Genomic DNA, 12,943 nt, shown 5'->3' with positions numbered 1-12,943 from the left:
TATTAAAAGACTTTTAGTTTGAATTATAAATGCAGGTAAAACCTATCTCAGCTAAAAAGCAATGGCTGTTTTTAAGAAATGTAGTTTTTTTTACGTTCACTTCTTTTGGAGGGGCACAAGCGCATTTGGCGTTGCTTTTGAAATATTTTGTTCACAACACTAAATTTATTTCTGAAGAAGAATTATTAGAATTAAATGCCTTAGCCCAAGTTTTACCTGGACCAGCATCAACACAAACTTTGGTTGGAATTGCCTGGAAGGTTGGTAAGTTACGATTGGCAATTATTACATTTTTAATCTGGATTTTACCAACAGCGGCAATAATGACTTTCGCGGCGATAAGTTATGCAATGTTGGATCAGAAGCAAAAATTTGTAGATATTCTGGAATATATTCAGCCTATTGCATTAGGTATAGTAGCTTACGGGGCTTTTAAACTGGGTAAAAAGGTGTTAACTTCTCAGGTATCTATTTTTCTCTCGGTAGCGGCAATTGTGGCAACTCTAGTTTTAAAAAATGCTTATGTTTTCCCTCTTGCAATTTTAATCGGTGGTATGATTTCTTCGGCTATTGAAACGCCAAAAGAAGAAAGCGATTTAAGAATCAACTTATTTTCGAATATAAACCAGAAAAAGCTAATTTACTTTTTAGGTGCTTTGTTATTGTTTGCATTGATCGGCGCAATTATTAACAGAACTTCTCCTTTTAGTTTGCCTATTCGTTTATTAGAAAATTTTTACCGTAACGGAATTTTAGTTTTTGGCGGTGGACAGGTTTTAGTGCCCTTAATGTACACCGAATTTGTAGAAATGAAACATTACTTACAAGCCTCTGGCTTTTTATCTGGCTTTGCATTGCAACAAGCTTTACCAGGGCCAACGTTCTCATTTACAAGTTATCTCGGTGCATTAAGTATGAAAAACTTTGGTTACGGAGTATGGGGACAAATACTTGGTGGTGTAATTGGAGTAATAGGTATAAATTTACCAGGTTTAATTTTGGTTCTTTTTATTGTTCCTTTTTGGGATGATTTGAAAAAAATATCTAGAATTCGTCACAGTTTATCAGGTATTAATGCTGTAAGTGTTGGTTTTATTATTGCAGCTTTTGTTCTGTTAATTATCCCGATAGGTTTTAACTGGCTTTTTCTTGGAATAATGCTGGCAACATTTCTGTTGTTGAATTACACGAAGATTAGTCCGCCAATTATTGTGTTGTTTGGAATATTGATTGGCTATGTTTTTTAGGATTATTGATCAAAAAAGGGAAACACATATGCTTCCCTTATCAAATATTGTTTTGTATAATTTAAAACGGTGGATCGTCGTCGCTATAATCATCCATTTTTGAAGGACGAATAATTACATTACTTTGCTTCTCAAAATCTTGTGAAGGATACATTCCTGCTGATGGATCTGCTGCTGCAAAAGAAGTAGGTGCTGTAAAATCTTCTTCCAAATCGGTAAATTTAACAAACTTACCAATGAATCTAAGTGGCACAATACCCGTTTCACCGTTACGGTGTTTAGCAATAATTACTTCACCAATACCAGCTTGAGATCTTCCTTGTTCATCTTCGGTAATTCCATAATATTCAGGACGATAAAGGAATAATACCATATCCGCATCCTGCTCAATCGAACCCGACTCACGTAAATCGGATAACATTGGTCTTTTACCTTGTAAACCAGGTCTGCTCTCAACAGCACGACTTAATTGAGATAGTGCTAAAACAGGTACGTCGAGTTCTTTCGCTACAGATTTTAAGGCCCGTGAAATACTACCAATTTCTTGCTCACGGTTACCACCACCTTTTCCTTCGCCTTTACCATGCATTAACTGCAAATAATCGACAATTACCAATTGAATGTCGTATTGTGATTTTAATCTTCTGCATTTCGCTCTAAACTCAAAGATATTCAAAGCAGGGGTATCATCAATTAGAAGTGGAGCTTCAGTTAAACGGCCTATTTTGCTGTGCATCTGTTGCCATTCCCATTCCTGTAAATTTCCTTTTCTGATTTTCTCTTGTTCAATTTCGGCTTCGCCAGATATTAAACGATTTACCAGCTGAACAGATGACATTTCTAAAGAGAAAACTACAGTAGGTTTTGCGAAATCAACAGCGGCATTTCTGGCGCAGGTTAAAACGAAAGCTGTTTTTCCCATCGCAGGACGAGCAGCAATAATTACCAAATCTTGTTTTTGCCAGCCACCAGTAATTCTATCTAAGCCAGTAAATCCTGTCGGAACACCCGTTAAACCATCAGTTTTGGTTCTTAATTCTTCTAGCGTAGCTAAAGATTGTTTAATAATATCATCCATTTTTTGCGTATCTCTACGTAAATTGTTTTGGGCGATATCGAACAAGCCTTTTTCGGCATGGTCTAATAAATCAAAAATATCTGTAGTGTCTTCGTAAGCATTGGTAATAATATCTGTCGAAATTCTAATCAGCTCTCGTTGAATATATTTTTGAGAAATAATTCGAGCGTGGAACTCGATATTTGCCGCAGAAGCAACACGATTAGTTAAATTTGTAATGTAGTAAGCACCGCCAGCCATTTCTAAAGTACCTTGTTGGCGCATTTCAGAAGTAACTGTTAAAATATCTACAGGTTTCGATTTTTCGAACAGCATATGAATTGCTGCAAAGATCTTTTGATGCGCTTCCTGGTAAAAAATTTCAGGTTTTAAAATATCAATTACAGCAGATAAAGCATCTTTTTCAAGCATTAATGCACCTAAAACCGCTTCTTCCAAGTCTAATGCTTGTGGCGGTAATTTGCCCATTGAACTTACTGTATTGGTTAGCCTTGCTTTTCTTGCTGTGATATTGCCTTTTCCGCCCTGTTCGTTTTCGAAACTCATACAACAAAAGTAGTTAAATTTTACCCGCTTTGTTTGAACAAGTTCTTAGTTGTTTGTTAACAAATTGACATCTAATCAGATTTAAATTTTTGATGATTTAGTGAAAATGAAAAATTTTTAAACAATTAAATGTTGATAAGGAAGCTTAAGTGGGAATGGGGAATAGGGTAACTGGAAATGGATAGATAGGACAGGCAGGTGGAAATATTTCTTTTTCTTAGTTAAATGATCAATCAATTTCCTTTTTCCAACTAAAGATCAGTGAATTTCCTATTCTCCGCTCTAAGAGTAATCAATTTCCTAATTGCAACAAATTTCCCGTCAAAACAATTACTTTTGCGTAACAATTTTTAAACATGGATAATTTTAGAAGACCGCAACGCGTAAAAGAGAATAACGAATTTGTTTTTGGTATCAGAGCAGTAATCGAAGCCATTAAGGCAGGAAGAGATATCGAAACCATTTATGTGCAAAGAGGTTTGGGTGGCGATTTATTTTTAGAATTAAAAGCTTTATTATCAGGAACCTTAATTCCTTTAAATTCAGTTCCAGTTGAGAAATTAAATAGAATGTCTCAAAAGAATCATCAAGGCGTTATTGCTGTGATTTCGCCAATTACTTATCAAAACATTGAAGATATTGTTCCTGCTATTTTCGAAAAAGGAGAGGTGCCATTAATTTTAGTTTTAGATAGTGTAACTGATGTTAGAAACATGGGAGCAATCGCTCGTACAGCTGCTTGCGTAGGGGTTCATGCAATCGTAGTTCCGCTAAAGAATGCTGCTCAAATTAATGCCGATGCAATTAAAACTTCTGCTGGAGCCTTATTTAGTATTCCGATTTGCAGACATTCGAATTTGAATAAAACTTGTTTATTTCTTCAAGATAGTGGATTACAAATTGTAGCCTGTACAGAAAAAACGAACGACTTAATTTATGCTCCTGATTATACAATGCCAACTGCAATTGTAATGGGTTCAGAAGATGAAGGTATTTCTAACGAATTATTACGCGTTGCAGATCATTTAGCTAAAATCCCAATGGCTGGCAAAATAGAATCTCTTAATGTTTCGGTTTCAGCAGGTGTTATTTTGTACGAAGCAGTAAGACAAAGAACTTTATAATCATCAGTAAAATAAAAGTCCTGATTATTCTATTTTATAAAATTTTAGAATAATCAGGACTTATAATTAACAAGAAGTAGTAAAAACTAAATAAATTTAGTTCCAAATCTTGATTTCACTTCTGCTACAAATTCTTTAACTTTCTGTTCTTCATCACGAGGACAAATCATTAACATATTGTTGTTCTCTACTACAATAAAATCGTGTAAACCATTTAAAATAACAAGTTTATCTTTCGGTACATTAACCATACAGTTAGATGAATCGAACATTACAACCTGCTCTGACGGTATTACGGCATTGCCAACATAATCTTTATCTGCCATCTCGTATATCGATGCCCACGTACCTAAGTCAGACCAACCAAAATCTGCTGGAAGTATGTACACGTTTTCGGCTTTCTCCATTATTCCAAAGTCGATAGAAATATTTGTGCATTGCAAATAAGCATTACCTATGAAAGCTTTTTCCCTATTTGTATTTAATTCATTTTTTCCTGAACTAAAAATTTCGAACATATCTGGCAAATGCTTCTGGAACGATTTAAGAATTGCCTTTGCCGACCAGATGAATATACCTGCATTCCATAAGAAATCGCCACTTTGAATAAAAGATTTAGCTAATTCTAGATTTGGCTTCTCGGTAAAGGTTTTAACCTTATGAAACTCCTGGTCTGTATTAAGAACGTGATCAGTGTGCTGGATGTATCCATAACCCGTATCAGGGCGATTTGGCTTAATGCCTAATGTAATTAAACAGTCGTTACTCGATGCTGCCATTAAAGATTGCTCAATAGCAGTAACAAAGCCATCTAAATCTGCAATAGTATGATCTGAGGGCGCAACAACAATTGCAGCATTTGGATTCAGTTCTGAGATTTTTAAACAACCGTAAGCAATACAAGGTGCTGTATTTCTTAATAAAGGCTCTGCTAGTATCTGATTATCCGTTATATCGGGGATTTGTTCTTTAATGAGATCGGAATAGATTTCATTTGTAACAATAAAAATATTTTCAGGAGGGCAGATTCGTAAGAATCGTTCGTAAGTACTTTGTATTAATGTTTTTCCAACTCCGAAAAAATCAATAAACTGCTTGGGATGTTCTGTACGACTAACTGGCCAAAAACGACTTCCGACGCCACCAGCCATAATTAAAGCATAAAAATCTTTATTCATTTTATAATTTAAAACTACACGATACCTTCATTTAACAGGTCGTGTAAGTGAATGATTCCAAAATATGTATTTTGTTTGAGAACTAAAAGTTGAGTAATATTATTCTTTTTAATAATATCAAGAGCATCAACAGCAAGCGCATCATGCTGAATACTTTTAGGATTTTTGCCCATAATATTTTCAGCTTTTAAATGTGCAATATCGGTATTATTTTCCAACATTCGCCTAATGTCACCATCTGTTATTACACCTAAAATTTCATTCTTATTGTCAACAACAGCAACAGCACCCAAACGGTTTTTACTTATTTCAATCAGTACCTCTTTAACAGATGCTGATAATTTAATTGATGGTTTTTCATTAGCAAGTGCTAAATCTCCTGCTTTTAAATAAAGCTTTTTACCAAGTGAACCACCAGGATGATATTTCGCAAAGTCACGCTCATTAAATTCTCTGCACTCAAGCAAACAAATAGCCAAGGCATCGCCCATAGCCAGTTGTGCTGTTGTACTGGTTGTAGGAGCAAGGTTATGCGGACAAGCTTCTTTTTCTACTGATGTATCCAACATTAAATTAGATTGCTGTGCTAAAAATGAATTCGTTTCACCAACCATTCCAATCAATACATTACCAGCAATTTTAAGTAATGGTATAAGTACTTTAATTTCTGGTGTGTTACCACTTTTCGATAAGCATATAATCACATCATTTATTTGTATCATACCTAAATCGCCATGAATGGCATCTGCAGCATGCATAAAAATTGCAGGTGTTCCTGTAGAGTTAAAAGTTGCAACAATTTTTTGTGCTATAATTGCACTTTTGCCAATGCCAGTAACAATTACGCGACCATTGCATTGTAAAATGGTTGATACCACTTTTTCGAAATCGTCATTTATATTCTTCGCAACATTTAATATTGCTGCTGCTTCGAGCTCTAAAGTGCTTACAGCTGATTGGATAATTGATTTTTTACTTTTCAAAGAGAAAAAAATTGTTGGTTGATACTTGAATTTCTTGTAAAATTATGTTATTTTGGATAGAAAAATAGCATCGCATATTTTATTACACAAAATGGACGTGAAAAAGTCGTTATTTGATAACCTACAAAATTTCTTCGGGTTTGATAATTTCAAAGGTGATCAGGAGTCGATCATTACAAATATTTTAGAAGGCAATAACACTTTTGTTATTATGCCAACGGGCGGAGGAAAGTCTATTTGCTATCAATTACCTGCTTTAATGAGTGAAGGAACAGCAATTGTGATTTCTCCGTTAATTGCTTTAATGAAAAACCAAGTAGACCAATTACGGGCTTTTGGTGGAAATGATAGTATTGCTCATTTTCTTAATTCATCCCTAAACAAATCTGAAATTACCCAAGTTAAATCCGATTTACTTGCTGGGCATACCAAGTTACTTTATGTGGCACCAGAATCTCTGGCAAAGCAAGATAATATCGAATTTTTAAATTTGATTAAAATATCTTTTGTTGCGGTTGATGAGGCACATTGTATTTCAGAATGGGGGCATGATTTCAGGCCTGAATATCGCAAAATTAAGCAAGTTATTGCTGGCTTAGGAGATAACATCCCGATTATTGCTTTAACGGCTACAGCAACGCCAAAAGTACAGCAAGATATAATGAAAAACCTTGGCATGTCTGAGGCTACTTTATTTAAGTCATCATTTAACAGGCCGAATTTGTTTTATGAAATCCGCCCAAAAAGGGACATTACCAAGGAGATCATCAAATATATTAAATCCAATCCTGGTAAATCGGGCATTATTTATTGTTTAAGCCGTAAGAAAGTAGAGGAAGTTGCCGAAGCACTAAACTTAAATGGAATTAGCGCCTTGCCTTATCATGCAGGTTTGGAACCTAAAGTTAGAGCAGAAACACAGGATAAATTTTTAATGGAAGATGCTGAAGTAATTGTGGCTACAATTGCTTTTGGTATGGGTATCGATAAACCAGATGTTCGCTTTGTAATTCACCACGATGTACCTAAAAGTATGGAAGGTTATTATCAGGAAACTGGTAGAGCTGGCCGTGATGGAGGTGAAGGTGTTTGTATTACTTTTTATGCTCAAAAAGATGTAGATAAGCTTGCTAAATTTATGAAAGATAAGCCCGTTTCGGAACGCGAAATTGGCACTCAAATATTAAAAGAAGTAATTGATTACGCTGAATCTGGCGTTTGCCGTCGGAAGCAAATTCTGCATTATTTTGGCGAAAACTTTAATGAAACAGGTTGCAATTGCATGTGCGATAACTGCAAAAAACCTAAAAAACAATTCGATGCAGAAGAACATCTGTCAACGGTTTTAAAATTTATCGAAAAATCGGGAGAAAAGTTTGATGATGCCCATTTATTGAACGTTTTTTTAGGATTAGAGACTGCTCAGACTATTGCCTACGAACATAGTAAAGTGCCCGAATTTGGAATTGGTAAGCAAGATGGAGGGCTGATGTGGAAATCAATTATTCGTCAGGCTGTTTTAAACAATTATCTTTTCAAGGATATTGATAATTATGGTTTATTAAAATTAACCAAGCAAGGAAGAGATTTTATCGTTAATCCTTATAGTTTGAAATTTATTTTGAACGAACCTATTGAAACTGATGTTGAAGACGATGATGATGACGTAAAACAAGGTACTGGTGCATTAGATACGCATTTGTTGCAATTGCTTAAAGATTTACGTAAGAAAATTGCCAAGCAAAAAAATGTTCCACCTTTTGTTGTTTTTCAAGATCCATCTTTAGAAGAAATGTGTACGCATTATCCAATTACTTCTGAAGAATTGAAACAAATCTCTGGAGTAGGATCGGGTAAAGCAATGAAATTTGGATCTTCATTTATCGAACTAATTAAAAAATATGTTGAAGATAATGATATAGAGCGTCCAATAGATTTAATAATTAAAACACAGGCAAATAAATCTCAAATGAAAGTGTCCATCATTCAAAATATTGATAGACAAATTGGTTTAGAAGATATTGCAGATTCAAAAGGTATTACTTACGAAGAGATTTTGAAAGAAGTTGAGTCGATTGTTAATTCAGGAACTAAGCTTAATCTAAATTATTTTATAGATGAAGTAATTGATGATGATCGACAAGACGAAGTTTTTGATTATTTCCGTGCCGCCGAAAGTGATTCTATTGATGAAGCACTTAATGAGCTTGGAGAAACCGACTACACAAGAGAAGAAATTCAATTAATGAGAATTAAATTTATGTCAGAACTAGGAAACTAGGCTTTGATGTAAGATGGTAAATGTAAGATTGAATATATAGTAAAACATATATCATTGATTCCATTTACCATCATCCATTTCACAAAATCCACATTACATGCTTAACTATTTAGATAATATAAAAAATACCGAATCGGGAAATTTCTTTTTAATGGCTGGTCCATGTGCAATTGAGGGCGAGGATATCGCCATGCGAATTGCAGAAAAAATTATTTCGATAACTGATAAACTTCAAATTCCATATATTTTTAAAGGTTCTTATCGCAAAGCGAATAGAAGTAAAGGCAGTTCTTTTACAGGAATTGGTGATGAAAAAGCCTTACGGATTTTAGAAAGAATTGGTAGAGAATTTGGTGTACCAACAGTAACCGATATTCATGAAAGTGATGAAGCAGCAATGGCAGCTGCTTATGTAGATGTTTTGCAAATTCCCGCTTTCCTTTGTCGCCAAACCGATTTATTAATTGCTGCTGCTAAAACAGGTAAGGTTGTTAATGTTAAAAAAGGTCAGTTTTTATCTGCAGGTTCAATGAAATTTGCTGTCGAAAAAATTAAAGAGGCAGGAAATGATAAAGTAATTCTTACTGATAGAGGAAATACTTTCGGCTACCAGGATTTAATAGTTGATTATCGCGGTTTGCCAGAAATGCAAAGTTTTGGTGTGCCTGTTGTAATGGATTGTACTCACTCCTTGCAGCAACCAAATCAAAGCAGTGGTGTAACGGGCGGTAAACCCGAATTGATTTCTACTATTGCGAAGGCTGCAATTGCGGTCGGTGCCGATGGTTTGTTTATCGAAACTCACCCTGACCCTGCAAATGCAAAATCGGATGGTGCTAATATGTTGCACCTGGATTTGCTTGAAGAAACATTAACAAAGTTAATCCGTATCAGACAAGCAATTTTATAACCTTGATAACTTCAAAAGTATTTCTCACAGCCGAATGGCGAAAACTTGCTTTGGCCCAATATGCGGTTGATCGGGAAATTCTTTTAAAATATCTTCCACCAAATACTGAATTGGATGAGTGGCAAGGTAAATACTATGTGAGCCTTGTGGGTTTTATGTTTATTGATGTAAAATTACGTGGCCTTAATATTCCGTTTCATACCAATTTTGAAGAGGTTAACCTAAGATTTTACGTTCGATATAAAGATGGTGAAGAATGGAAACGAGGAGTTGTCTTTATAAAGGAAATTGTTCCTTTACCTGCTATAACTTTTGTTGCAAATACCATTTACAAAGAAAACTATCAAACGTTACCAATGAATCATGTTTGGATAGAGCAGGAGCACCAGTTGGAAGTTGATTATCTTTGGAAGAGCAATAAAAAATGGAATAAATTTTCGGTAACTACATCTTCAAAAGCTCAAGAAATTTTAATTGGTAGCGAAGAAGAATTTATTACTGAACATTACTGGGGTTATACTAAAATTGGGGCGAATAGAACTTCTGAATATGGAGTTGAACACCCTCGTTGGGAGGCATATCCAATTAAAGATTATTCGATTGATGTTGATTTTGGAATCAATTATGGAAGAGAGTTTGCGTTTCTAAGTAATACTAAGCCAAATTCGGTTATGCTAGCAGAAGGTTCTGAAATTAGGGTTATGAAAGGGAAGAAGTTTTAGATTTTATAATTTCCACCCCAAACCACGATGAATTTATTTTGATTTCTATTTGAAAAAGAATCCTGAAATTATTTGCATAATCTTTTTGAATACGAGCAAAAACAAAATAAAAAAGTTTCAGGCTTACTTTTCATTAAAAGCAAATTCATATATTAAATTTTTGTAATCACGAATGAAGTTCGGCGGTTATTTTTTCTACCAATTTCAGTTTTATTATCTGCAATGGGTTTGCTCGCTCCAAATCCTTTAAAAGTAAGTCTTTTTGCATCAACTTCATTTTTAACCAGGTATTCATACACAGCATTTGCTCTATTGAACGACAACTTTTCATTTAATTTATCATCGCCAACATTATCGGTATGACCTTGAATTTCAATATTGACTGTTTGATTTTGGTGTAAGAAATCTATTAGTAAATCAAGTTCTCTTATTGATGCAGGCAATAAGTTGTACTTATTCGTATCGAAAAAAATATTTCTTAGAGTAACATTTCCACCTTGTTTTATTCGCTCTATATAAACTTCAATTTGATAAGGTTTATTATTAATATTGCCTTGTTTTAACTCAAAATTTTCTGAATAAAACATATAACCTTCGGCATTTACGTTAAATAAATAATTACCTCCAATTGGCATTACTGCTAAAAACTGACCAGTTTCGGGGTCTGTATAGTCATCAAAAACAGTTTTGTCCGATTTTAAATCGATAACCTGAACATTGCTTTCAATCGTTTTCTTACTATCCTTATCTCTTACAATTCCCTTTACGTAAGAAATTTTTAACGGCTTGGCGATCTCAGGAATTCCAAAACTGTAAATATCCTGTCCGCCAAAACCATCTTTTAGGTTGGAAGAAAACATTCCTAGATTTCCATCGGCACTCACAATTAAACCACTTTCATTTTCAAATGAATTTATTGGGTAACCTAAATTTATTGGTTTTTGAAACTTGTCATTATCATCCATTCGGCTGTAATAAATATCTTTATTTCCAAATCCTGGCCAACCATCGGATGAAAAATATAGCGTTTTCCCATCGGCATGTAGAAATGGAGTATTCTCGTCGTATGGTGTATTAATTTCGGGACCAAGATTTATTGCTGGACCCCATTTTGCATCATCTGTTATGGTACTTTTCCAAATATCGTAACCTCCAGAACCACCAGGGCGATTGCTAATAAAATACAAAGTTCTACCATCAGGACTAATAGCTGGTTGCGATTCCCAATATTCAGAATTAACAGGCTTACCTACATTGTACGGCTCACCCCAATCTTTACCCTCGCGATGAGAAACATAAATATCACATCTACCTAATCCATCTGGGCGATTACACCCTGTAAAAAACAGATATTTTCCATCTGGAGAAATCGTTTGGGCGCCCTCGTTATATTTTGTCGTGTTAATTTTTGTTGATAAAGGCGTAGCCGAATTCCAAGTGTTATTTTTAAACTGCGAAGTCCAAAAATCTTCATTTCCATTAACCTGACGAGTAAAAATCAACGTTTCTCCATCAGCAGTAAGTGCTGGAAAATATTCTGAATCGGTAGTATTCACACCTTGACCAAGGTTGGTTGGACTATATTTTACGGGTTTTTTAATAGCAAAGGCGGCAAAATCGCAATCTAAAAGATATTTTTTTGCTTTTTTAGCTCGATCTGAAGACGAATCGAGTGCAAGAAATTCTTCAAAATGTTGTTTAGCCTTATCATATTCTTGAGTAGCAAATTCGGTTTCTGCTAATCCATAAATTACAGCTGGAGCAATATTTTTGTTAATTAGAATTGCTTTTTGATATGCAGATTTTGCTTCAGCATATTTCTTTTGGGCATTGTAAACACCTGCTAGAGTTATAAATGCATTTTGAAAAGATGGGTCGGCTTCAATAGCGCTCTTCAAAACCTGCTCAGCAGATATATAATCTTGTTTTTCAATAAATGGGTTTGCTCTTTCGAAGAAATTTTGAGCTTTTTTATTGCTTGAATTTTGCGCAAGCAATTCAAAACTTAATAGGCTAAATAAAATGAATAAACAAAACCTCATAAAATACATTGGTTATTAAGCTAATGTATTGTTTTTAAGGAATATTTAAAAATTTATGCGTTTGTAAAGAAATTTCCCATTTCGGATTAGCCATTACGTATTCAATAATCATCGGCGTAATTTCCTTTGATTTTGACCATTCTGGCTGTAAATATAATTTGCAGGTTGGTGATACCATTGCGGCATATTCTTCGGCCCATTTGAAATCGCTTTTATTAAAAACAATAACTTTTAATTCATGCGCAAAAGGCGTAATATCTGGTCGCGGTGCTTTGAATTTTTTAGGTGATAAACAAATCCAGTCCCAGTTTCCAGAAAGGGGATAAGCACCCGAGGTTTCGATAAAGGTAAGAATTCCTCTTTCTTTAAGCTTATTAGTTAAATAATCGAGGTTATAAATTAATGGTTCTCCACCAGTAATAACCACGGCCTTGCCAGGAAATTTATCAGCATTCTCTACAATTACATCTGCAGGTGTTAAAGGGTGCATTTCTGCATCCCAGCTTTCTTTTACGTCGCACCAGTGGCAACCTACATCGCATCCGCCTAAGCGAATAAAATAAGCTGCTTTGCCTGTGTTAAACCCTTCGCCTTGTATGGTATAGAATTCTTCCATTAAAGGAAGTAAAGTGCCGTCTTCTGGTATGTCTTGCTTCATTTTTGAGGATGCAAATATCCTAAAAAAATATGGTGTAACCGTTCTGTATTTAAAATTTAATCGAAAGATGAAATAACACTGATATTTGCATATTGATTTTAGTGTAATGACGTAGTATTTAAACGATAAATACTAATCAAGTTCTGATTCCTAACAAAAAAGCAACCCTGATTG

Annotated in this window: 10 protein-coding genes; 5 read left to right on the top strand and 5 right to left on the bottom strand. The window is 34.6% G+C overall.

The features are described from left to right. Window positions 1-29: 29 nt before the first annotated feature. Window positions 30-1,247, top strand: a complete 1,218-nt coding sequence (gene chrA, locus ABD692_RS17345; protein WP_344768992.1) for a chromate efflux transporter — start codon at window positions 30-32, stop codon at window positions 1,245-1,247. A 61-nt stretch (window positions 1,248-1,308) separates the two neighbouring features. On the opposite strand, the gene dnaB is transcribed toward chrA, so the two are convergent. Continuing rightward, entirely contained in the window at window positions 1,309-2,871 is a 1,563-nt protein-coding gene (dnaB, locus tag ABD692_RS17340) for a replicative DNA helicase (protein ID WP_344768990.1), read from the bottom strand. 356 nt (window positions 2,872-3,227) lie between these two features. Here dnaB and rlmB point away from each other — a divergent pair, with 356 nt between their 5' ends. After that, on the top strand, window positions 3,228-3,995 hold the full coding sequence (gene rlmB / locus ABD692_RS17335; RefSeq protein ID WP_316760377.1) for a 23S rRNA (guanosine(2251)-2'-O)-methyltransferase RlmB: 768 nt from the start codon (window positions 3,228-3,230) through the stop codon (window positions 3,993-3,995). A gap of 86 nt (window positions 3,996-4,081) precedes the next feature. Here rlmB and ABD692_RS17330 read toward each other — a convergent pair whose 3' ends face one another. Both ABD692_RS17330 and ABD692_RS17325 read right to left on the bottom strand, forming a co-directional pair. Beyond that, the gene (locus tag ABD692_RS17330) at window positions 4,082-5,173 is read right to left on the bottom strand and encodes a mannose-1-phosphate guanylyltransferase (protein ID WP_316760374.1); all 1,092 of its coding nucleotides are present in this window, start codon (window positions 5,171-5,173) and stop codon (window positions 4,082-4,084) included. 14 nt (window positions 5,174-5,187) lie between these two features. After that, window positions 5,188-6,156 (bottom strand): KpsF/GutQ family sugar-phosphate isomerase, encoded by a 969-nt coding sequence (locus ABD692_RS17325; RefSeq protein ID WP_316760371.1) that lies wholly within the window; start codon window positions 6,154-6,156, stop codon window positions 5,188-5,190. 91 nt (window positions 6,157-6,247) lie between these two features. Between ABD692_RS17325 and recQ the strand changes: the two genes are divergently transcribed. The 3 genes from recQ (at window position 6,248) to ABD692_RS17310 (ending at window position 10,069) form a co-directional block, all read left to right on the top strand. Beyond that, window positions 6,248-8,437, top strand: a complete 2,190-nt coding sequence (gene recQ, locus ABD692_RS17320) for a DNA helicase RecQ (protein WP_316760959.1) — start codon at window positions 6,248-6,250, stop codon at window positions 8,435-8,437. Window positions 8,438-8,534: 97 nt separating this feature from the next. Next, the gene (gene kdsA / locus ABD692_RS17315) at window positions 8,535-9,347 is read left to right on the top strand and encodes a 3-deoxy-8-phosphooctulonate synthase (RefSeq protein ID WP_344768986.1); all 813 of its coding nucleotides are present in this window, start codon (window positions 8,535-8,537) and stop codon (window positions 9,345-9,347) included. Between the two features lie 2 nt (window positions 9,348-9,349). Beyond that, window positions 9,350-10,069 (top strand): YqjF family protein, encoded by a 720-nt coding sequence (locus tag ABD692_RS17310; RefSeq protein WP_344768984.1) that lies wholly within the window; start codon window positions 9,350-9,352, stop codon window positions 10,067-10,069. A gap of 152 nt (window positions 10,070-10,221) precedes the next feature. On the opposite strand, the gene ABD692_RS17305 is transcribed toward ABD692_RS17310, so the two are convergent. Both ABD692_RS17305 and ABD692_RS17300 read right to left on the bottom strand, forming a co-directional pair. Further along, window positions 10,222-12,111, bottom strand: a complete 1,890-nt coding sequence (locus tag ABD692_RS17305; protein ID WP_344768982.1) for an OmpA family protein — start codon at window positions 12,109-12,111, stop codon at window positions 10,222-10,224. Window positions 12,112-12,145: 34 nt separating this feature from the next. Then, entirely contained in the window at window positions 12,146-12,769 is a 624-nt protein-coding gene (locus ABD692_RS17300) for a 7-carboxy-7-deazaguanine synthase QueE (protein ID WP_123206066.1), read from the bottom strand. Window positions 12,770-12,943 lie beyond the last annotated feature (174 nt).

This window comes from Pedobacter ginsengiterrae (assembly GCF_039537385.1).
Lineage (GTDB): Bacteria > Bacteroidota > Bacteroidia > Sphingobacteriales > Sphingobacteriaceae > Pedobacter > Pedobacter ginsengiterrae.
Note: the sequence above shows the minus strand (reverse complement) of the source record. Positions and strands in the feature narration are given on the sequence as shown.